At 74.0% G+C, this 20,873-nt stretch carries 16 protein-coding genes; 8 read left to right on the forward strand and 8 right to left on the reverse strand.

Annotation, left to right across the window (positions count from 1 at the left end; translation table 11 throughout):
• Positions 1-100: 100 nt before the first annotated feature.
• Positions 101-1,612, forward strand: coding sequence for a deoxyguanosinetriphosphate triphosphohydrolase family protein (locus tag ACZ6O2_RS15340; RefSeq protein WP_350706438.1), 1,512 nt, complete (start codon positions 101-103; stop codon positions 1,610-1,612).
• Between the two features lie 6 nt (positions 1,613-1,618).
• Here the strand turns inward: ACZ6O2_RS15340 and ACZ6O2_RS15345 are convergent, their stop codons facing one another.
• From ACZ6O2_RS15345 to ACZ6O2_RS15370, 6 genes are all read right to left on the reverse strand, one after another.
• The gene (locus ACZ6O2_RS15345) at positions 1,619-2,764 is read right to left on the reverse strand and encodes an MBL fold metallo-hydrolase (protein WP_350706436.1); all 1,146 of its coding nucleotides are present in this window, start codon (positions 2,762-2,764) and stop codon (positions 1,619-1,621) included.
• 116 nt (positions 2,765-2,880) lie between these two features.
• Positions 2,881-3,882, reverse strand: coding sequence for a serine hydrolase (locus ACZ6O2_RS15350; RefSeq protein ID WP_466023265.1), 1,002 nt, complete (start codon positions 3,880-3,882; stop codon positions 2,881-2,883).
• 146 nt (positions 3,883-4,028) lie between these two features.
• Positions 4,029-5,210, reverse strand: coding sequence for a zinc-dependent alcohol dehydrogenase (locus ACZ6O2_RS15355; protein ID WP_466023266.1), 1,182 nt, complete (start codon positions 5,208-5,210; stop codon positions 4,029-4,031).
• A 392-nt stretch (positions 5,211-5,602) separates the two neighbouring features.
• Positions 5,603-6,367, reverse strand: a complete 765-nt coding sequence (locus tag ACZ6O2_RS15360; RefSeq protein ID WP_350706426.1) for a succinate dehydrogenase/fumarate reductase iron-sulfur subunit — start codon at positions 6,365-6,367, stop codon at positions 5,603-5,605.
• The gene (locus tag ACZ6O2_RS15365; RefSeq protein WP_466023267.1) at positions 6,364-8,301 is read right to left on the reverse strand and encodes a fumarate reductase/succinate dehydrogenase flavoprotein subunit; all 1,938 of its coding nucleotides are present in this window, start codon (positions 8,299-8,301) and stop codon (positions 6,364-6,366) included. Before ACZ6O2_RS15365 ends, ACZ6O2_RS15360 begins: the two co-directional genes overlap by 4 nt.
• Position 8,302: 1 nt before the next feature.
• Entirely contained in the window at positions 8,303-8,992 is a 690-nt protein-coding gene (locus ACZ6O2_RS15370; RefSeq protein WP_466023268.1) for a succinate dehydrogenase cytochrome b subunit, read from the reverse strand.
• A gap of 77 nt (positions 8,993-9,069) precedes the next feature.
• On the opposite strand from ACZ6O2_RS15370, the gene ACZ6O2_RS15375 reads away from it, so the two are divergent.
• Together ACZ6O2_RS15375 and ACZ6O2_RS15380 are read left to right on the forward strand one after the other, a co-directional pair.
• A complete protein-coding gene (locus ACZ6O2_RS15375; RefSeq protein WP_357451968.1) occupies positions 9,070-9,999 on the forward strand; it encodes a LysR family transcriptional regulator in 930 nt (309 codons plus the stop codon).
• An 87-nt stretch (positions 10,000-10,086) separates the two neighbouring features.
• Positions 10,087-11,409, forward strand: coding sequence for an FAD-dependent oxidoreductase (locus ACZ6O2_RS15380; RefSeq protein ID WP_466023269.1), 1,323 nt, complete (start codon positions 10,087-10,089; stop codon positions 11,407-11,409).
• 119 nt (positions 11,410-11,528) lie between these two features.
• Here ACZ6O2_RS15380 and hrpA read toward each other — a convergent pair whose 3' ends face one another.
• The gene (gene hrpA, locus ACZ6O2_RS15385) at positions 11,529-15,563 is read right to left on the reverse strand and encodes an ATP-dependent RNA helicase HrpA (protein WP_466023270.1); all 4,035 of its coding nucleotides are present in this window, start codon (positions 15,561-15,563) and stop codon (positions 11,529-11,531) included.
• Between the two features lie 133 nt (positions 15,564-15,696).
• Between hrpA and ACZ6O2_RS15390 the strand changes: the two genes are divergently transcribed.
• Positions 15,697-16,131: a cytidine/deoxycytidylate deaminase family protein gene (locus ACZ6O2_RS15390; protein WP_350706415.1), complete on the forward strand. Its 435-nt coding sequence runs from the start codon at positions 15,697-15,699 to the stop codon at positions 16,129-16,131.
• A 4-nt stretch (positions 16,132-16,135) separates the two neighbouring features.
• Here the strand turns inward: ACZ6O2_RS15390 and ACZ6O2_RS15395 are convergent, their stop codons facing one another.
• Complete coding sequence (locus ACZ6O2_RS15395; RefSeq protein ID WP_350706413.1) at positions 16,136-16,495, reverse strand: YciI family protein; 360 nt, start codon at positions 16,493-16,495, stop codon at positions 16,136-16,138.
• 125 nt (positions 16,496-16,620) lie between these two features.
• Here ACZ6O2_RS15395 and ACZ6O2_RS15400 point away from each other — a divergent pair, with 125 nt between their 5' ends.
• The 4 genes from ACZ6O2_RS15400 to ACZ6O2_RS15415 all read left to right on the forward strand — a co-directional run bounded on the left by ACZ6O2_RS15400 (position 16,621) and on the right by ACZ6O2_RS15415 (position 20,719).
• On the forward strand, positions 16,621-17,667 hold the full coding sequence (locus ACZ6O2_RS15400; protein ID WP_466023271.1) for a FecCD family ABC transporter permease: 1,047 nt from the start codon (positions 16,621-16,623) through the stop codon (positions 17,665-17,667).
• Positions 17,668-17,734: 67 nt separating this feature from the next.
• Positions 17,735-18,838: a FecCD family ABC transporter permease gene (locus ACZ6O2_RS15405; protein WP_466023272.1), complete on the forward strand. Its 1,104-nt coding sequence runs from the start codon at positions 17,735-17,737 to the stop codon at positions 18,836-18,838.
• A 25-nt stretch (positions 18,839-18,863) separates the two neighbouring features.
• Entirely contained in the window at positions 18,864-19,757 is an 894-nt protein-coding gene (locus ACZ6O2_RS15410; protein WP_466023273.1) for an ABC transporter ATP-binding protein, read from the forward strand.
• A 17-nt stretch (positions 19,758-19,774) separates the two neighbouring features.
• On the forward strand, positions 19,775-20,719 hold the full coding sequence (locus ACZ6O2_RS15415) for an ABC transporter substrate-binding protein (protein WP_350706406.1): 945 nt from the start codon (positions 19,775-19,777) through the stop codon (positions 20,717-20,719).
• Positions 20,720-20,873: the final 154 nt, after the last annotated feature.

Consider the following 20,873-nt stretch of genomic DNA (forward strand, 5'->3'; position numbering starts at 1 on the left):
GTGCCGCCTCCTCGGTCCGGCGCCCATCGCCGCCCTCCCGGCGGGCGTGCCGGCGGCGACCGGTCGTCGGTCCGGCCCGTCCTGCGCTAGCGTGGCGATCATGGAACCTCCCGCGGACCCGCGGGCCCGGCGGCTCTTCGGCGGCAGCGCCCGGGCCCTCGGTGACCTCGCCGCCAGCCCGTTCCGGGCCGACCGGGACCGGATCGTGGCCTCGCCGTTCTTCGCCCGGCTGAACGGTGTCACCCAGGTGGTCAGCCCCGGCGGCTCCGGCCTGCTGGTGCACAACCGGCTGACCCACAGCCTCAAGGTCGCCCAGGTGGCACGCGCGATCGCCGAGCGGCTCACGGCCGACGGCGAGCACCGTGACCTGCTGGAGAAGTTGGGCGGCTGCGACCCGGACGTGGTGGAGGCCGCCGCCCTCGCGCACGACCTCGGCCACCCGCCGTTCGGGCACCTGGGGGAGCGGGTGCTGGACCGGCTGGCCCGGCAGCGGCTCGGGCTCACCGACGGCTTCGAGGGCAACGCCCAGTCGTACCGGATCGTCACCAGCACCGAGATCCGCGGCGCGGCGACCACCGGCCTGGACCTCACGGCGGCGGTGCGGGCGGCCATGCTGAAGTACCCGTGGACGCGCCTGGACCATCCGGACCCGCACCCCCGCCTGCTGGACCCACCGCCGCGCGGTGCCACCCCGCCGCCCGACGACCCCGGCAGCGGCTCCTCGAAGTTCGGCGCGTACCGGACGGAGGTCGACGACCTGCGGCAGGCTCGGGAGCCGTTCGTCGGCCGGATTCCGGACTGGCAGCAGACCGTCGAGGCGTCGGTGATGGACACGGCGGACGACATCGCGTACGCGATCCACGACGTGGAGGACTTCTACCGCGTCGGGGTGCTCCAGCAGGGCGCGGTCTCCGCCGAGCTGATGGCCTGGCAGCGCGAGAGCGGGCACTTCCGGGCCATCACCGACGCGGCCCTGACCGCCGCGGCCCGCCGGCCCGGCTCGGCGATCGAGCGGCTGCGCCGGCAACTGCACCGCAAGGACGCCTGGATCGCCGACGACGAGGCGTTCGCCGCCGCCGTCGAGCACGTCCGCGAGGAGCTGGTGGAGGGGCTGCTGGCGATGCCCTTCGACGGCTCCATCGAGGCGGAGCAGTACGTGGCCCGCTTCTCCGCCCGCTGGACCACCCGCTTCGTCGACGCGATCACGGTGGTCGAGCAGCCCTCGGTCCGCTCCGGCCACGTGCTGCTCGCCCCGGCGCAGTGGCACGAGGTGCAGGTGCTCAAGTTCGTCCACCACCGGTTCGTGCTGGCCCGGCCCGACCTGGCCCTGCACCAGCGCGGGCAGGCCCGGCTGCTGGGCACCCTGGTGGAGGCGCTGCTGGACTGGCTGCTCGACCCCGAGGAGGAGTCCCGGCTGCCACGCCGCCTGCACGACCTGGTGGAGCTGGCCGAGGCGGAGCTGCACCCGCGTACGCCGGACCGGCTCGGCAAGGCCCGCGGCCGGGCGATCGTCGACTTCGTCGCCCAGCTCACCGACGGGCAGGCGGTCGCCATGCTGGACTCCCTGTCGGGCCGCTCCGGCGCGCTCTGGACCGACGCGTTCGTCCTCTGAGGACGGTCAGGCGACGGCCTGCCACCAGCCGTCGACGGCCGGCGGGTCGTCCACCACCACCCGCTCGCCGGGGCGGGGCACGGCGAGCCGCACGTCGCGGGCCTTCGCTTCGGCCCAGATCCGGTCCACCGGCTCCGACCAGTCGTGCAGGGCGAGGTTGAACGTCGCCCAGTGCACGGGGAGGAGCAGCCCGCCGCGCAGGTCGAGGTGGGCGGCGACGGCCTCCTCGGGGAACATGTGGATGCTCGGCCAGGCCCGGTCGTACGCGCCGATCTGCATCAGCGTGACGTCGAACGGCCCGTGCTCGGCGCCGATCGCGGCGTAGCCGTCGAAGTAGCCGGAGTCGCCGGTGTAGAAGACGTTCCGGTGCGCGCCGGCCACCACCCAGGAGCCCCACAGCGTGCCGTCGCGGCGCAGCCCCCGGCCGGAGAAGTGCTGGGCGGCGGTGGCGGTGATCTCCAGCCCGGCGACCCGGTGGCTCTCGGACCAGTCCAGCTCGACGATCCGCGCCGCCGGGACGCCCCAGCGGTCCAGGTGCGCGCCCACCCCGAGCGGCACCAGGAACGGCGCCGACTGGAGGTCGGTCAGCGCCCGGACGGTCGCCAGGTCGAGGTGGTCGTAGTGGTCGTGCGAGATCAGGATCGCGTCGACCGGGGGCAGCTCGTCGAGGCGGACCGGCATCTCGTGCAGGCGGCGGGGGCCGACCAGGGCCGACGGCGAGCACCGCTCGCTCCACACCGGGTCGAGCAGCACCTTGCGGCCCTCGATCTCGATCAGCGCGGAGGCGTGGCCGTACCAGACGACGTTCAGCTCGCGTGCGACGTCGGTGGCCGGGGCGGCGCCCGGGCGCAGCAGCGGCACCGGGGCGCTCGGGCGGCGCTTCTGCTTGCCGAAGATCAACTCGCGGATCAGGCCCCGGTCGGGCGTGCCGGCCATCGAGCGGGCGCCGCCGGGGTTGTGGAAGGTGCCGTCGCGGAACTGCGGCGAGCGCGCCGCCCGCTCCGCCCGCGCGCCGGTGAGCCGGCCGCCGAGCGCCGCCGGCACGTCCCGGGCCACCCACGCCAGCCCGGCCAGCGCGGCCAGCCCGGCCGCCCCGCGCAGCTGGCGCCCCAACGCCCGGTCGAGTCCCGCGCGTTCCGCTGGTGCGCCCATCGCCGTCCCTCCGCCGTGTCCCGTCGTACACGGTAGCCGGGTCTCCGGCGGGTCTGCGGGCGGTCAGGGTGGCCCCGGCCGCACGCCCGCCGGGACCACCCGCGCCGCGCGGCGGCTCAGCCGCCGTTGCTGGGCCGCTGCACGGCCGGACGATGGATGGCGCCGGTGCCGGTGAGGCGGTCGACCGCGGCGAGGAAACGCCGGCCCATCCGGGCCCGGGCCTCGACGGCGGGATGGGTGGCGCCGTAGTCGTCGGCGCCGGCCTGCCCGTCGGCGAAGAGGGCGTACGTCAGCAGGGGCGCGCCGGCCGCGTCGAAGATCACCCCGGCCTCGTGCCGGGCGTCGGCGAACCAGCCGGCCTTGGTGGCGATCCGGGCCCGCTCGGCCGAGGACATGACGCGCCGGACCCCGTCGGTGTACGCGACGGGGGCGCGCAGCAGCCGCAGCACGAACGCCGTGGCGGCCGGCGAGAGCAGGGTGCCGCCCACCAGGGCGCGCAGCAGGTCGTGGGTCTCCCGGGGGGTGCTGGTGCCGAGGAAGAACCGGTTCGGGTTGGCCACCGGCTGCACCTGCGTGTTCGGGAAGCCCTTGTCCCGCAGGATCTGGTTGAGTTCGGCGGCGGGGCAGACCAGGCCGCACAGCCGCACCGCCGTGTCGTCGGAGACGGTCAGCAGGTTGGCCAGCGCGTGGCCGAGCGTCACCGAGCTGGGGTAGGCGCCGTCCAGGCTGAACATGCCGTCCCCGCCGGGCACCACGATCGCGGCGGTGACCTCGACCCGCTGGTCGAGCGCCAGCAGCCCCCGGTCGACCTTGTCCAGCACCGCCGCCGCCACCGCGATCTTGTTGACGCTGTACGCCTCGATCCGCCGGTCCGGCTCGTCGGCCACCGCCACCGCCGGCTCGCCGGCCGGGTCGGCGACGCTGACGTACGCCTGCCAGTTGCCGCCGGCGCGGTCGGTCTCCCGCGCGTAGCTCTCGGCGACCCGACGGGCGGCCTGCCGGGGTGTGGCCGGAGCCGGTTCGGTGACCTCGGGGGCGGCGGACGCCGGCGCGGCGGCGCCGAGCACCGTCCCGGCGGTGGCCACCGTGCCGAGTCCCAGCGCGGTCCTGCGGTTCACCCGGATCGTCAATCGTCTCTCCCGTCGTGGTGGTCGGCCGTGCTCTCCGGCCCACCACCCTAGGCGAAACGATCGACGCCGGTGATCCCACGACGCGCTCACCCGGCCGATCCCGCTGGTCGCGCCGGTGACGACCACCGTCCGGCTCACGGCGCGAGCACGACCTTGACGCAGCCGTCCCGCTTCTTCTGGAACATCTCGTACGCCTGCGGCGCCCGCGCCAGCGGCACCCGGTGGGTGCGCAGGTCCTCCACGCCCAGCGGGTCGTCGTCGGAGAGCAGCGGGATGATCTCGTCGGTCCACCGACGCACGTGGCACTGGCCCATCCGCACCTGGATGCCCCGGTCGAACATCTCCATCAGCGGCATCGGGTCCACCTCGCCGCCGTACACGCCGGAGATGGAGACGGTGCCACCGCGCCGGACCGCCTTGAGCGCCGCCTTGAGCACGACGAGCCGGTCGACGCCGACCTTGTCGGTCATGGTCTGGGCGAGTTTGTCGGGCAGCAGCCCGGCGGCGGTCTGGGCGATCTTGCCGAGGGGAGCGCCGTGCGCCTCCATGCCGACGGCGTCGATCACCGCGTCGGGGCCGCGCCCGTCCACCAGGTCGATCAGCGCACCGGGCACGTCGTCCAGCTCGCTGACGTCGAGCACCTCGATGCCGTGCCGGCGCGCCATCGCCAGCCGCTCCGGAACCAGGTCCAGCCCGATCACCCGGTCGGCGCCGAGGTGCCGGCCGACGCGCGCGCAGAACTGGCCGACCGGGCCGAGCCCGAAGACGGCGAGGGTGCCACCGCGCGGGGTGTCCGCGTACTTCACCGCCTGCCACGCCGTCGGCAGGATGTCGGACAGGTAGAGCCACCGCTCGTCGGGCCCGGTCTCCGGCACCTTGATCGGGCCGAACAGGGCGTGCGGTACCCGCAGGTACTCCGCCTGCCCGCCGGGCACCGAGCCGTAGAGCGAGGTGTAGCCGAACAGCGCGCCGCCCTTGCCCTCGGACGTCACCTGGGTGGTCTCGCACTGGGCGTAGAGCTGCCGCTGGCACATCCAGCAGGTGCCGCAGGAGATGTTGAACGGCACCACCACCCGGTCGCCCGGCTTGAGCCGGGTCACCCCCGGGCCGACCTCCTCGACGATGCCCATCGGCTCGTGGCCGAGGACGTCGCCGGGCTTGAGGTACGGCCCGAGCACCTCGTAGAGGTGCAGGTCGGAGCCGCAGATGGCGGTCGAGGTGATCCGGACGATCGCATCGGTCGGCTCCTCGATCCGCGGATCCGGCACCTCCTCGACCCGTACGTCCCGCTTGCCCTGCCAGGTCAGTGCCTTCATGTCCCGATGTCCCCTCTCGCATCCTCCGGTGGACTGCTACCCGTCCACGCCGGCTTGAACCGGGCGTGAACCGGACCCGCCGGCCGGCTGCCCGACGGCCCGGTCGGTTGCCTGGTTGCCTGGTTGCCTGGCTGTCCGGTCCGTGAGTGCCGGCGTCAGACAGTGGGCGTCGGGGCGCGGCTGGGCGGCTGGCCGTCCCGGGTGGCGGCGGCGAGTTGGTGAGGTGGGTCGGGGGCACGTGGTGGCTGTCGAGCTGCCCCGTGGGGCGGGGCAGGGTGGTTGGTGACGTGCTGCGGGCGTGACGGCGGCGGGCGGGCGAGTGCCGGAAAGCGGGCGGGCCGCCGCACCCGCAGGGGTGCGACGGCCCGCCGTCGGCGTGCTGCCGGAAGGGGTCAGGCGCCGGGGGTGTTGTCGCCCCGCTTCGAGGTGGCCATCAGGTAGTCGCGGTTGAGTCGGCCGATCGTGTTCAGCGGGATGCCCTTCGGGCAGACCACGGTGCACTCACCGGCGTTGGTGCAGCCGCCGAAGCCGGCCTCGTCGTGCGCGTCGACCATGCCGATCACCCGGGTGTAGCGCTCCGGCTGACCCTGCGGCAGCAGCGAGAGCTGGGTGATCTTGGCGGCGGTGAAGAGCATGCCGGAGCCGTTGGGGCAGGCGGCCACGCAGGCGCCGCAGCCGATGCACTCGGCCGCCTCGAAGGCGGCGTCGGCGTTGGCCTTGGCGACCGGGGTGGAGTGTGCCTCGGGGGCGCTGCCGGTCGGCGCGGTGATGTAGCCGCCGGCCGCGATGATCTTGTCGAACGCGCCCCGGTTGACCACCAGGTCCTTGATGACCGGGAACGCCCGGGCCCGCCACGGCTCGATGTCGATCGTGTCGCCGTCGGAGAACTGCCGCATGTGCAGCTGGCAGGCGGTGGTGCCGCGCTGCGGCCCGTGCGCGTTGCCGTTGATCATCAGGCCGCACATGCCGCAGATGCCCTCGCGGCAGTCGTGGTCGAACGCCACCGGCTCCTCGCCGGCGAGGATCAGCCGCTCGTTGAGCACGTCGAGCATCTCCAGGAACGACATGTCCGGGGAGACGTCGTCGACCTTGTAGGTCACCATCCGACCCTTGTCCTCGGGGCCGGACTGGCGCCAGATGCGCAGGGTCAGGTTCACTTGTAGCTCCGCTGCGTGGGGTGGACGTATTCGAACTTCAGGTCTTCCTTGTGCAGCACCGAGGGCTCGCCGGTGGCGGTGAACTCCCAGGCCGCGACGTACGCGAACCGCTCGTCGTCGCGTTCCGCCTCGCCGTCGGGCGTCTGGTGCTCGGCCCGGAAGTGGCCGCCGCAGGACTCCTCGCGGTGCAGGGCGTCGATGCACATCAGCTCGGCCAGCTCGAAGAAGTCGGCCACCCGGCCGGCCTTCTCCAGCGACTGGTTGAGCCCCTCGCCGGTGCCCGGCACCCGGACCCGCTGCCAGAACTGGTCGCGCAGGGCGCGGATCTCGTCGATCGCCTTGCGCAGCCCGGTCGCGCTGCGCTCCATGCCGCAGTGCTCCCACATGATCTGGCCCAGCTCGCGGTGGAACGAGTCGACGGTCCGGTCGCCGTCGACCGCCAGCAGCCGCTGGATGCGGTCCTCGACGTCGGCGCGTGCCTGCACGGCCGCCGGGTGGCTGGCGTCGACCTTGTCGAACGGCCCGGCCGCCAGGTAGTTGGCGATGGTGTTCGGCAGCACGAAGTAGCCGTCGGCCAGGCCCTGCATCAGAGCCGAGGCGCCGAGCCGGTTCGCGCCGTGGTCGGAGAAGTTCGCCTCGCCGACCACGAACAGGCCCGGGATGGTCGACTGGAGGTCGTAGTCGACCCAGAGGCCGCCCATCGTGTAGTGCACGGCGGGGTAGATCCGCATCGGGACCTCGTACGGGTCCTCGCCGGTGATCCGCTCGTACATCTCGAAGAGGTTGCCGTACTTGGCCTCGATGGCCTTGCGGCCGAGCCGGTTGATCGCGTCGGCGAAGTCCAGGTAGACGCCGAGCCCCGTCTGGCCGACGCCGCGTCCCTCGTCGCACACGTTCTTGGCGGCGCGGGAGGCGATGTCCCGGGGGACCAGGTTGCCGAAGGAGGGGTAGATCCGCTCCAGGTAGTAGTCCCGCTCGTCCTCGGGGATGTCCTTCGGGCTGCGGGTGTCGCCCTTGGCCTTGGGCACCCAGACCCGGCCGTCGTTGCGCAGCGACTCGCTCATCAGGGTCAGCTTCGACTGGTGGTCGCCGGAGACCGGGATGCAGGTCGGGTGGATCTGCGTGTAGCAGGGGTTGGCGAAGTACGCGCCCTTGCGGTGCGCCCGCCAGGTGGCGGTGACGTTGCAGCCCTTGGCGTTGGTGGAGAGGTAGAAGACGTTGCCGTAGCCGCCGGAGGCGAGCACGACCGCGTCCGCGAACTCCGTGGTGATCTCGCCGGTGACCATGTCCCGGACGACGATGCCCCGGGCCTTGCCGTCGACGACGATCAGCTCCAGCATCTCGTGCCGGGCGTTCATCTCGACGTTGCCGAGGCCGATCTGCCGCTCCAGCGCCTGGTACGCGCCGAGCAGCAGCTGCTGACCCGTCTGGCCCCGGGCGTAGAAGGTGCGTTGCACCTGCGCCCCGCCGAAGGAGCGGGTGTCCAGCAGGCCGCCGTACTCGCGGGCGAACGGGACGCCCTGGGCGACGCACTGGTCGATGATGTTGACCGAGACCTCGGCCAGCCGGTGCACGTTCGACTCCCGGGACCGGAAGTCGCCGCCCTTGACGGTGTCGTAGAAGAGCCGGTGCACCGAGTCGCCGTCGTTGCGGTAGTTCTTGGCGGCGTTGATGCCGCCCTGCGCGGCGATGGAGTGCGCCCGGCGCGGGCTGTCCTGGTAGCAGTAGGACTTGACCCGGTAGCCCTGCTCGGCGAGCGTGGCGGCGGCCGAGCCGCCGGCCAGGCCGGTGCCGACCACGATCACGGTCATCTTCCGGCGGTTGGCCGGGTTGACCAGCTTGGCCTCGAAGCGGCGGCGGTCCCAGCGGGTCTCGATCGGGCCCTCGGGAGCCTTGGTGTCGGCGATCGGGTCGCCCTCGGTGTAGAGATCCATGTCAGGACACCAATCCGGTGAGTACGGCGAACGGGACCACCAGGAAGCCGGCGCAGAGCGCGACGGCGAAGACCAGCGCGGCGGTGCGCGCCCGGCGCTCGCCCTTCGGGGTCTGCTGCCCCAGGCTGCGGAACGCGCTGAACGCCCCGTGCCGCAGGTGGAAGCCCAGCGCGACGATCGCCAGGGTGTAGAAGAGCGTGACGTACCAGCGCTCCGGCGCGAAGTCGGCGACGACGTTGGCGTACGGCTTCGTCGGGTCGCCGACCGGGTTCAGGTGACCGGTGGTCAGGTCCAGCAGGTGGTAGATCACGAAGAGCAGGATGATCACCCCGCCCCAGCGCATCGTGCGGGCCGCGTAGCTGCCCTGGACCTTCGGGCGGTGTGCGTACCGGACCGGGCGGGCGGCGCGGGAGCGCCGGGCCAGGGCGGTGGCGGCGGCGATGTGCGCCACGACGGCGACGGTCAGCGCGCCGCGCTGGATCCAGAGGAACCAGACGCCCGGCAGCAGCGGCTTGCCGATGTCGCGCAGCCAGTGCGCGTAGTGGTCGAACGAGGTCTCCCCCGTGAACACCTTCAGGTTGCCGAGCATGTGCAGGATGAGGAACAGCACCAGGATGATGCCCGTCACCGCCATGACGGCCTTGAGGCCGACGTTGGAGCGGATGGGCGACCGTGTTCTCGTGACTACCACGCGAACGACGCTAGGAGCACATGGATCAGTCGTCCAATGCATCGACCTCGCAGTCTTGATAGCTATAGGCTATGTAGATGCAGCTCCATCAGCTGAAGTACTTCGTGGCGGTCGCCGAAGTCCGACATTTCACCCAAGCCGCCGATCTGGTGGGCATCACGCAACCATCCTTGAGTAAGCAAATTCACGCCCTGGAGGACGCCCTCGGCGCCCCCCTCTTCGAGCGGGTAAGGGGCAACATCGCGCTGACCGCGGCGGGGGAGGTGCTGCTTCCGCTGGCCAAGCGGATCCTCGCCGACGTGGACACGGCGACCCGCGAGGTGCAGGAGCTGGTCGGGCTGCGGCGCGGCCGGGTCCGGCTCGGCGCCACCCCCAGCCTGGCCACCTCGCTCGCCCCGCCGGTGCTGCGCCGGTTCCGCGACGCCCACCCCACCGTCGACCTGCGGGTGGAGGAGAGCGGCTCGCAGGACCTGGTCCGCGACCTGCTTCGCGGCGACCTCGACCTGGCGCTGATCATCATGCCGGCACAGGGCAGCGATCCCGGGCTGCGCGCGGACCCGATCCTGCGGGAGAGCCTGGTGGTCGCCTCGGTGGAGGAGCTGCCGGTCGCCCCCGGCGCCGGCCAGCTGCGCGTCGGCGACCTGCGCGACCAGCCGATGGTGATGTTCCGGGAGGGCTACGACCTGCGCGACGCCACCATCCAGGCCTGCCGGGAGGCCGGCTTCGAGCCCACCATCGCGGTCGACGGCGGCGAGATGGACGCCGTGCTGAGCTTCGTCGAGGCCGGGCTGGGCGTCGCGCTGGTGCCCGGGATCGTGGTGGCCCGCCGGGCGGGCGTCCGGGTCACCCGGCTGGCCCCGCCCGGCGTCCGGCGGACCATCGCGGTCGCCCGACGCCGCGACGTGGTGCCCACCCACGCCGGCCGGGAGCTGCGCCGGATACTGCTGGAGTACGTCCGCGACGCCACCACCAACGGCGACCTGCCGCCCGGCGTCGAGCCGCTCTGACCCGCCGGGACAACCCGTCGGCAAGGTGACCTCGGGTGCGCAAGGCGGAAGGCGAATCCCGGCCGGCGGTCGACCTACGCTGCCCGCATGGCAACCGGCAGCGCCGTGGTGATCGGCGCCAGCATGGGCGGCCTGCTGGTCGCCTGCGCACTCACCGAGGCGTACGACCGGGTCACCCTCGTCGACCGCGACGTGCTGCCCGAGCGGGCGGCCAGCCGCCGGGGCGTGCCGCAGGGGCGGCAGTTGCACGTCCTCCTGGCCCGGGGCCGGCAGGCGTTCGAGGAACTGCTCCCCGGCATCACCGCCGAGCTGACCGCGAACGGCGTGCCGACGGTCGACCTGCACGAGCAGGTCCACTGGTACAACGACGGCCACCGGATGCGGCGCGCGCCGTCGCCGCTGCTCGGCTTCGGGGTCAGCCGGCCGCTGCTGGAGCAGGTGGTCCGGCGGCGGGTCGCCGCCCTGCCCGGAGTCCGGATCGTGTCAGGCTGCGAGGCGGAGGGGCTCACCACCACCGCCGACCGGCGCCGGGTCACCGGCGTGCGGCTGCGCCCCCGCGACGGGGAGCCGCACACCGTCGAGGCCGACCTGGTGGTGGACGCCGGCGGCCGGGGCAGCCGCAGCCCCGTGTGGCTGGCCGAGCTGGGCTACCGGCCGGCGCCCGAGGACCGGGTCCGGATCGGGGTCACCTACGTCACCCGCACCTACCGCCGCGAGCCGCACCACCTGGAGGGGCTGCTCGGCGCGCTCACCAACGCCGTGCCCGGCCAGCCGTGGGGCGGCATCGTCGCCGTGCAGGAACAGGACCGGTTCGCGGTGGCGCTCAGCGGCGTGCTCGGCGAGGAGCCGCCGGCCGACGACGAGGGGATGGCCGCCTTCGCCGACCGCCTCGCCGCCCCGCAGATCGCCGAGCTGCTGCGTACGGCGCGGCCGGCGAGCCCACCGGTGACGATGCGGTACCCGGCCAGCGTGCGGCGCCGCTACGAGCGGCTGCGCCGCTTCCCGGCCGGCTATCTCGTGGTGGCCGACGCGTTGTGCAGCTTCAACCCGGTCTACGGGCAGGGCATGACCGTGGCCGCGCTGGAGGCGCTGTTGCTGCGCCGGCTGGTCCGGCGGCGGCCGGACCGGCTCGCCCGGAGCTTCTTCCGGGGCGCGCGTCGCCTGATCGACGGGCCGTGGTCCATCGCGGTCGGCACCGACCTGCGCTTCCCCGAGGTACCCGGTCGGCGTTCGCCGCGGGTGCGCCTGGTCAACGCGTACGTCGGCCGGCTGCACGCCGCGGCGGCCCGGGACGCGGCGCTGGGCGCGGCGTTCCTGCGGGTGCTCAACCTCGTCGACCCGCCGGCGCGGCTGCTCTCCCCGGCGGTGCTGCTGCGGGTGCTGCGCGGCTCGTCCGCGTCGGCGCGCTGACCCGCCCGGCTCAGCCGCGCCCGGCGTCCCGCCCGTGTCGGCGCGCTGCCCCCGCCGGGCTGACCCGGCGGCCGTCGCGGAGACGAATGCCGGCGTAGCCCGGCCGCACCGGGACTGGACTACCTGCCCTCGGCGTCGTCCATCGCGCGGTAGATCCGCTGCTCCGACACCGGGTACGGGGTGCCCAGGGCCTGGGCGAAGACGTTCACCCGCAGCTCCTCGATCATCCAGCGGATCTGCCGGACCGCCGCCGACTGCCGGCGGCTCGGCGGCAGCGCGGCGAGCATGTCCTGGTATTCCTTCTGCACCACCGCGATCCGGTCCTGCTGCTGCTTGTCGCGCTGCGGGTTGCCGGGCAGCCGGTCCAGCCGCCGCTCGATCGCCGTGAGGTAGCGCAGCACGTCGGGCAGGCGCGCGTACCCGGTCTCGGTGACGAAGCCGGCGTGCACCAGGCCGGTGAGCTGGGCCCGGATGTCGGCCAGCGCCGCCACCACGGCCAGGTTCTGGGTCTTGCCGAGCCGCTGCTCCACCGCGTGCGCGGCGGCGAGCACCCGGCGCACCCGGTCCATCACCTCGACCACGGTGTCCACCAGGTCGGCGCGGACCTTCTCGCGCAGGGCGGCGAAGCCCTCGGCGTCCCAGGCCGGGCCGCCGGCGTTGCCGATCAGCTTGTCGATCGCCGCCCCGGCGGCATCCTCGATGAGCTGCTGCACACCCCCGTGCGGGTTGCGGCTCAGGGCCAGCTTCGCCTCGTTGCTCAGCCGCCCCTGGAGGAACCTCGCCGGCGACGGCACGGTCAGCCGGAGCAGCCGCCGGGTGCCCGCCCAGTGCGCGGCCTCCTGCTCGGCCGGCGAGTCGAACACCTTCACCCCGACCGTGGCGCCCTCGTCCACCAGCGCCGGGTACGCCGTCACCGCGTACCCGGCCCGGACCTGCTCGATGGTGCGCGGCAGCGTGCCGATGCCCCAGTCGGTCAGCCCGGTGCGGGCCACGTCCGGCGCGGCGGCGGCCACCACCTGGCGTACCTCCGCCTTGAGTTGGCGTTGCAGGGCCGGCAGGTCCTTGCCCTCGGCGACCGGCTTGTTCTCCTCGTCGAGCACCCGGAAGCTCACCCGCAGGTGCGCGGGGAGCCGGTCGAGGTCCCAGGCGTCGCGGGGCACGGTGACGCCGGTCATCCGGCGCAGCTGCCGGGTCAGCGCGTCCAGCAGCGGCTCCTCGCCGGCCGGCATCGCGGCGAGCGCCGCGCGGGCGTAGTCCGGCACCGGGACGAAGTTGCGGCGCACCGCCTTGGGCAGCGAGCGGATCAGCGCGACCACCAGTTCCTCGCGCAGCCCGGGGACCTGCCAGTCGAAGCTCTCCGCCGGCACCTGGTTGAGCAGCGGCAGCGGAATGTCGACGGTCACGCCGTCGGTCGCGGTGCCCGGCTCGAACCGGTAGGTCAGCGGCAGGGTCACCCCGTCGGCCGACCACTCGTCGGGATAGTCGGCCTCGTCCACCCCGCCGCGGCCGGCGTTGACCAGCAACTCCCGGGTGAAGGTGAGCAGGTCCGGCTGCTCGCGGCGGGTCTTCTTCCACCAGGCGTCGAAGTGCCGCCCGGAGACCACGTCCGCCGGGACGCGGGCGTCGTAGAAGTCGAAGACGGTCTGGTCGTCGACGAGGATGTCGCGGCGGCGGGCCCGGTTCTCCAGCTCCTCGATCTCCGCCAGCAGCCGCTGGTTGTCCCGCCAGAAGTGGTGGTGGGTCTGCCAGTCGCCCTCCACCAGGGCGTGCCGGATGAACAGCTCGCGGGACAGCGCCGGGTCGATCCGGCCGAAGTTGACCTTGCGAGAGGTGACCAGCGGGACGCCGTAGAGCGTCACCTTCTCGTACGCCATCACGGCCGCCTGCTTCTTCTCCCAGTGCGGCTCGCTGTAGCTGCGCTTGACCAGGTGCTGGGCGAGGGGCTCGACCCACTCCGGCTCGACCCGGCCGTTCACCCGGCCCCAGAGCCGGGAGGTCTCCACCAGCTCGGCGGCCATCACCCACCGCGGCGGCTTCTTGAACAGCGCCGAGCCCGGGAAGAGCGCGAACTTGGCGCCCCGCGCGCCCAGGTACTCGTGCTTCTGGGCGTCCTTGAGCCCGATGTGCGACAGCAGGCCGGCGAGCAGAGACTGGTGCACCTTGGGGGTGTCGATCTCCTCCGGCAGGTCCGCGCCGCCCCGGCGCCGACCGCCGCCGTCGGCGTCCCGCGCCGGTCGCCCCTCATCGGGGGTACGCAGCACCTGGCGCAACTGGCTGACGATGTCCTGCCATTCGCGTACCCGCAGGTAGTTGAGGAACTCCGCCTTGCACATCCGGCGGAACGCGCTGGAGGACAGCTCGCGCTGCTGCTCGCGCAGGTGCCGCCACAGGTTGAGCAGCGTCACGAAGTCCGACTCGCGGTCGGTGAACCGGGCGTGCGCCTGGTCGGCCTGGGCCTGCCGGTCCGCGGGCCGTTCGCGGGGATCCTGGATCGACAGCGCGGCGGCGATCACCATCACCTCGGTGGCGCAGCCGTTGCGCTCACCCTCGACGACCATCCGGGCCAGCCGCGGGTCGACGGGGAGCTGGGCGAGCCGCCGGCCGAGTGGGGTGAGCCGCTTCGCCGGGTCGGTCTCGGCCGGGTCCAGCGCGCCCAACTCGTGCAGCAGGTTGACGCCGTCGGCGATGTTGCGTCGGTCCGGCGGGTCGATGAACGGGAACGCGGCGATGTCGCCGAGCCCGATCGAGGTCATCTGGAGGATGACCGAGGCGAGGTTGGTGCGCAGGATCTCGGGGTCGGTGAACTCGGGGCGGGACAGGAAGTCCTGCTCGTCGTAGAGGCGGATGCAGATGCCGTCCGAGGTGCGCCCGCAGCGCCCCTTGCGCTGGTTGGCCGACGCCTGCGAGACCGGCTCGATCGGCAGCCGCTGCACCTTGAGCCGGCTGCTGTATCGGGAGATGCGGGCCGTGCCCGGGTCCACCACGTACTTGATGCCGGGCACGGTGAGCGAGGTCTCCGCGACGTTGGTCGCGAGCACCACCCGGCGCCCGGCGTGCGGGGCGAAGACCCGGTGCTGCTCGGCGGTGGAGAGCCGGGCGTAGAGCGGCAGGATCTCCGTGCCGCGCAGCGCCGGCTTCTTCTCCACCAGCTTGCCCAGCGCGTCGGCGGTGTCCCGGATCTCCCGCTCGCCGCTGAGGAAGACCAGGACGTCGCCGGGCCCCTCGGCGGCCAGCTCCTCGACGGCGTCACCGATGGCCTGGATCTGGTCCCGGACGTTCTCCTCGTCGTCCCCGTCGTCCTCGCCCTCGGCGACCTCGACCAGCGGCCGGTAGCGCACCTCGACCGGGTACGTGCGCCCGGACACCTCGACCACCGGCGCCGGGACGCCCTCCGGCGCGTCGTCGGTGGGCGGCCCGGCGAAGTGCCGGGCGAACCGCTCGGTCTCGATGGTCGCCGAGGTGATGATCACCTTGAGGTCGGGGCGGCGGGGGAGGAGCTGCCGGAGGTAGCCGAGGATGAAGTCGATGTTGAGGCTGCGCTCGTGCGCCTCGTCGATGATCAGGGTGTCGTACTGGCGCAGCATCCGGTCGGTCTGCAACTCGGCGAGCAGGATGCCGTCGGTCATCAGCTTGACCAGGCTCCGGTCGCTCACCTGGTCGGTGAAGCGCACCTTGTAGCCGACCACGTCGCCCAGCTCGGTGCCGAGCTCCTCGGCGATCCGGTCCGCCACCGTACGCGCGGCCAGGCGGCGCGGCTGGGTGTGCCCGATCAGCCCGTTGATCCCGCGCCCCAGCTCCAGGCAGATCTTGGGCAGCTGGGTGGTCTTGCCGGAGCCGGTCTCGCCGGCCACGATCACCACCTGGTGGTCGCGGATCGCGGCGGCGATGTCGTCCTTGCGCTCGCTGACCGGCAGCTGGGCCGGGTAGGTGACCACCGGCACGGCGGCGCGCCGGTTCTCCAGCCGCGCCTCGGCCCGCGCGACGTCGGCGGCGATCTCGGCGAGCGCCTCGTCGCGCCGCTGCGGGTCCCTGAGCCTGCGCACCCCGTCCAGCCGCCGTTGCAGACGACGCTGGTCGCGGAACATCAGGGGGCGGAGGCGGCGGTGCAGCTCGCGGACGGGATCGGTCGCGGCGGGTGCGGCTGGATTCTGCATGTCGTCGCCAAGGATAGGCAGCCGGCGGCCGGACCGCTCCCGGGTTACCGCTCCGCCCGCGCGCGTCCGCCCGCGCGGGCGCCGGCGGGTCTAGAGTTGACCGCCGACCGACGTCGAACCACGGGGATGCGCGATGACGATGCGGGACACCGACCGGGCCCTGGTGCAGGCTGCCACAGCGGTCGCCAAGCTGCGTTGCCGCAGCGAGAACCACACGGTCGCCGCCGCCGCGCGGACCACCGACGGTCGGGTCTTCACCGGGGTGAACGTCTACCACTTCACCGGCGGCCCCTGCGCGGAGGTGGTCGCGGTCGGCGCCGCCGCCACCCAGGGCGTCACCGAGCTGGAGACGATCGTCGCGGTGGGCGACCGGGGGCGTGGGGTGATCGCGCCCTGCGGGCGCTGCCGGCAGGTGCTGCGCGACTATTTCCCCACCATCCGGGTCATCGTCGGGCCGATGGACGCGCTGCGCGTGGTGCCGGTCGCCGAGCTGCTGCCCGAGACCTACGTCTGGGCCGACCACCAGCTCGACGGCCCGTCGCTGCCGGCGGCCCGCGCCGGGGACTGACGGCTCAGTCGCCGGCCGCCGCCTCCAACATCGACCGGGGGACCGGCACGCTCTCGAACCGCACGTTGCCCTCCGGCACCATCCAGCTCATCACCTGCACGGCCAGCTGCCCGGCCCGCACGGCCGGGTCGTTGTGATACAGCTCGCGGGCCTCCTCAGGGCTGATCGGGAGCACGACGAACCCGCGCAGCCGGTCGTCGTCGGCCCCCACGAAGGGCCCCGCCGCCAGGACGAGACCCTGGTCCACCAGCCCCGCCTGGTGGGCCAGGTGGGCGTCCTGCAACCGGTCGGCCGCGTCCAGCGGCAGCTCCGGGGCGTCCGGCGGGCGCACCAGGAGCACCACCGTGTGCTGGTCGAATCGCATCCCCCCAGCGTAGGGCCGGGACGTGCCGCCGGGCGGCGGCGCGGCGGATCGACCACCGCTGGTTAGGCGGCCCTAACCGGGTGGTCTAAGGTAAGGCGAACCTAAGCACAGCTTGCGGGAGACTCGTGACCACCCTCGCCACCCCACCGGCCCCGGCCGGCGCCCGGCCCCGCGCGCATGGCGGCCGTCGGGCGGCGGTCGCCGTCGCCGCCGCGCTGGCGCTGCTGTTGGCCGTGCTGGCGAGCTTCGCGCTCGGCAGCCGGTCGCTCGCCGTCGACGAGGTGTGGCGCGCCCTGGTCGCCCCGGACGGCGGCGAGGCCACCACCATCGTCCGGGAGCTGCGGATGCCGCGCACCGCCCTCGGCCTCGCCGTCGGGCTGGCGCTCGCCGTCGCCGGGGTGCTCTTCCAGGCGCTGACCCGCAACCCGCTCGCGGAGCCGCGCATCCTCGGGATCAGCGCCGGCGCGTCGTTCGGCGTGGTGCTCGCCATCTCCGTCTTCGGCGTCGGCAGCCTCGCCGGCTACGTCTGGTTCGGCATCGGCGGCGCGCTCCTCGCCGGCCTGCTGGTCTTCGCCGTCGCCACCCGCGCTCGCGAGGGCGCCAGCCCGGTCACCCTCGCGCTGGTCGGCGCGGCCCTCGACGCCAGTCTGGCCTCCGTGGTGTACGCGCTGCTCAGCATCGACGCCCGCACGTTCGAGGACTACCGGTTCTGGGTGGTCGGCGGGCTCACCGGGCGGGATCTCTCGGTGGCCGCCCAGGTGCTGCCGTTCGTGCTCGCCGGGCTGACGCTGGCCGCCCTCGTCGCCCGCGGCCTGGACGCCCTCGCCCTCGGCGACGACGTGGCCCGGGGCCTCGGGCACCGGATCGGGCTGGTCCGCCTCGGCGGCGGCGTCGCCGCCGTGCTCCTCACCGGGGCGGCCGTCGCCGCCGCCGGCCCGATCGCCTTCGTCGGGCTCGCCGTGCCGCACCTGGCCCGTGCCCTGGTCGGCGCCGACCACCGCTGGACCCTGGCGGTCTCCGCAATGCTCGGGCCCGCGCTGCTGCTCGGCGCCGACGTCGTCGGCCGGCTGGTCGCCCCGCCCGGGGAGGTGCCGGCGGGCATCGTCACCGCACTCGTCGGCGCCCCGCTGCTGGCCTGGCTGGTCCGCCGCGCGAAGGTGGTGACGGCGTGATCGGCCTCGCCCTGGTCGGCGCTCTGCCGCCCGCCCTGCTCGTTCCCCGCGCGAAGGTGGTGACGGCGTGACCGCCCCCGCCCGCCCCGCCACCCGCAAGCCGGCCGACCGGTCGACGGGCCGCCCCCGTGCCGGAGTCGTCGCGCTGCCCGGGCGTTCGCTGGTGCGCGTCGGCCCGGTCAGCGTGCAGATCCGCCGCCGCTCGGTGCTGGTCGCCGCCACGCTGGTCGTGCTGCTGCTGGGCGCCGGGGTGCTCAGCCTCTCCCTCGGCACCCCGTACGTCGCCCCGGTCGACGTGCTGCGCGCCCTCTCCGGCGCCGGCACCCCGTACGACCTGGTCGTCTTCGACCTGCGGCTGCCCCGGCTGGTGCTGGCCGCGGTGGCCGGCGCGGCCTTCGGGGTCGCCGGCACGCTGATCCAGAGCGTGGCCCGCAACCCGCTCGCCAGCCCGGACGTCGTCGGCATCACCCAGGGCGCCGGTCTCGCCGCCACGGTGGCCCTGACCGGCGGGGCCGCCGCGGTGATCGTGGCGCCGGCGGCGCTGGCCGGCGGCCTGGCCGCCGCCGCGCTGCTGTTCGTCCTCGGCGCCCGGCACGGGCTGGCCGCCCAGCGGTTCGTGCTCGCCGGCGTGGCGGTGGCCTTCGCGCTGCGGGCCCTGACCGAGGTGGTCATGCTCACCGCCGACCCGATCGACGGGCTGCGCGCGCAGATCTGGCTGATCGGCACGCTCGCCGGCAAGGGCTGGACCGAGGCCATCTGGATCGCCGCCACCCTCGTCGCGCTCCTGCCGGTGCTCGCCTGGGCCGGTTGGGCGCTGAACAGCACCGCGCTGGACGACGACACCGCCCGGGGGATCGGCCTGCGCCCGGTGGCCCGCCGGGTCGGCCTCGCCGGCACCGGGGTGCTGGCCGCCGCGATGGTCACCGCCCAGGTGGGCGCGGTCGACTTCGTCGCCCTGGTCGCCCCGCAACTGGCCCGGCGGCTGGTCCGCGCGGAGCGCCCCCCGCTGGTCTGCGCCGCGCTGCTCGGAGCGCTGCTGCTGGTGCTGGCCGACCTGGCCGGCCGGCGGCTCTTCGCCCCCACCCAGCTGCCCGCAGGGGTGCTGACCGCCGCCATCGGCGGCCCGTACCTGATCTTCCTGCTGGTCCGCGGCCGCCGGCGGCCCTCGTGATGTCCCACCCTGGCAAGGAGGCATGATGCTCTCCACCCGCGACCTGGTCGCCGGCTACGACGAGCGGACGGTGCTGGACGGGCTCGACCTGGAGCTGCCCGCCGACGCGTTCACCGTGATCGTCGGGCCCAACGCCTGCGGCAAGTCCACCCTGCTGCGCACCATGGCCCGTCTGCTCACGCCCCGGCGGGGCGCGGTGCTGCTCGACGGCGCCGCCATCCGGGACCTGCCGACCCGCGACGTCGCCCGGCGGCTCGGCGTGCTGCCGCAGAGTCCGCTGGTGCCGGAGGGGGTCACCGTCGCCGACCTGGTCGGCCGGGGCCGGCAGCCGTACCAGCGGTGGTGGCGGCAGTGGTCGGAGGAGGACAGCGCCGCCGTCGACCGGGCCATGGCGCTCGCCGACGTGGCCGGGCTGGCCGGCCGGCCCGTGGACACCCTCTCCGGCGGTCAGCGGCAGCGCGTCTGGATCGCCATGACCCTCGCCCAGGACACCGAGGCGCTGCTGCTCGACGAGCCGACCACCTTCCTCGACCTCGCCCACCAGGTGGAGGTGCTGGACCTGCTGCACCGGCTGCGCGCCGAGCGGGGCCGGACGGTGGTGGCCGTGCTGCACGACCTCAACCAGGCCGCCCGGTACGCCGACCACCTGGTCGCGATGCGGTCCGGCGCCGTGGTGGCCGCCGGGCCGCCCCGGGAGATCCTCACCGCCGACCTGGTCCGGGACGTCTTCGGGCTCGACTGCGTGGTCGTGCCCTGCCCGGTGACCGGGGCGCCCCTCGTGGTGCCCGCGCTCACCAGCCCCTCGCTGACCCGGCCGTCCGACGCGGCCGACCTGGTCGGCTCAGCTCCGGCGGGACCGCCGGCCCCGGCGGCCCGCCCCCCGGCCGAGGACGCGCTCACCCCGCGCACCGGCTCGTAACCCTCGAAAGGAATCTGATGCGTCGTCTCGCCGCCGCCCTCACCGCGGCGCTGGTCCTCGGCGTCGGCCTCACCGCCTGCGGTGAGAGCGACCCGGTCGCCGGCACCACCACCGGGGAGACCCGGGAGATCACCCACGCCATGGGCACCACCAAGGTGCCGGCCGACCCGAAGCGGGTCGTCGTGCTCGACACCGACAAGATCGACACCGCGCTGTCCCTCGGCGTCACGCCGGTCGGCGCCGCCACCGCGGGCGAGGCGAAGAGCTGGCCGACCTACTTCGGCGAGGAGAAGCTCGCCGGCATCAAGGAGGTCGGGGTGCTCACCGAGCCCGACCTGGAGGCCATCAACGCCCTCAAGCCGGACCTGATCCTGGGCAGCAAGTTCCGCCAGGAGAAGTTCTACGACGAGCTGAAGGCCATCGCGCCGACCGTGTTCACCGAGAAGGTCGGCATCACCTGGAAGGAGAACTTCCTCCTCGACGGCAAGGCGCTCGGCAAGGAGCAGCAGGCCAAGGACCTGCTCACCGCGTACGAGACCCGGGCCAAGGAGTTCGGCGCCAAGCTGGGCGACGCCGCCGACCGCAAGGTGTCCATCGTCCGCTTCATGCCGACCGAGATCCGGGTGTACGGGCCGGACTCGTTCTCCGGCATCGTGATCGGCGACACCGGCCTGGGCCGCCCCGAGCGGCAGCTGCTGACCGGCAAGGAGGACCGGCGGATGGACCGGGTGAGCCCGGAGCGCATCGGCGAGGTCGACGGTGACGTCATCTTCGTGACCGCGTACGGCGAGAAGGCCGCCGCCGAGCAGGCGAAGGTCACCGGCGGGACGCTGTGGAAGGCCCTGCCGGCGGTCAAGGCGGGCAAGGCGCACGTCGTCTCCGACCAGATCTGGATGACCGGCATCGGCGTCGGCGCCGCCAGCCGGATCCTCGACGACCTGGCGAAGTACCTCACCGCCTGACCGACGTCTGCCCGGGTTCGCCGGGCAACCGCCTGTGGTGGGGGGGGGGGCGCCGGGGGGGGGGGCACGGGGGGGGGGGGGGGGGGGGGGGGAAGGGGGGGGGAGGGTGGGGGGGGGGGGGGGGGTGAGAGGGGGGGGGGGGGAAAAGCAGCAG

This window comes from Micromonospora sp. NPDC048040 (genome assembly GCF_055587185.1).

Coding starts and splice junctions, on each gene's coding strand:
- ACZ6O2_RS15355 (WP_466023266.1), bottom strand. CDS start 5,210: ATGAAGGCACTGACCTGGCAGGGCAAGCGGGACGTACGGGTCGAGGAG.
- ACZ6O2_RS15365 (WP_466023267.1), bottom strand. CDS start 8,301: ATGGATCTCTACACCGAGGGCGACCCGATCGCCGACACCAAGGCTCCC.
- ACZ6O2_RS15345 (WP_350706436.1), bottom strand. CDS start 2,764: ATGGGCGCACCAGCGGAACGCGCGGGACTCGACCGGGCGTTGGGGCGC.
- ACZ6O2_RS15375 (WP_357451968.1), top strand. CDS start 9,070: ATGCAGCTCCATCAGCTGAAGTACTTCGTGGCGGTCGCCGAAGTCCGA.
- ACZ6O2_RS15415 (WP_350706406.1), top strand. CDS start 19,775: ATGCGTCGTCTCGCCGCCGCCCTCACCGCGGCGCTGGTCCTCGGCGTC.
- ACZ6O2_RS15390 (WP_350706415.1), top strand. CDS start 15,697: ATGACGATGCGGGACACCGACCGGGCCCTGGTGCAGGCTGCCACAGCG.
- hrpA (WP_466023270.1), bottom strand. CDS start 15,563: ATGCAGAATCCAGCCGCACCCGCCGCGACCGATCCCGTCCGCGAGCTG.
- ACZ6O2_RS15380 (WP_466023269.1), top strand. CDS start 10,087: ATGGCAACCGGCAGCGCCGTGGTGATCGGCGCCAGCATGGGCGGCCTG.
- ACZ6O2_RS15410 (WP_466023273.1), top strand. CDS start 18,864: ATGCTCTCCACCCGCGACCTGGTCGCCGGCTACGACGAGCGGACGGTG.
- ACZ6O2_RS15395 (WP_350706413.1), bottom strand. CDS start 16,495: ATGCGATTCGACCAGCACACGGTGGTGCTCCTGGTGCGCCCGCCGGAC.
- ACZ6O2_RS15340 (WP_350706438.1), top strand. CDS start 101: ATGGAACCTCCCGCGGACCCGCGGGCCCGGCGGCTCTTCGGCGGCAGC.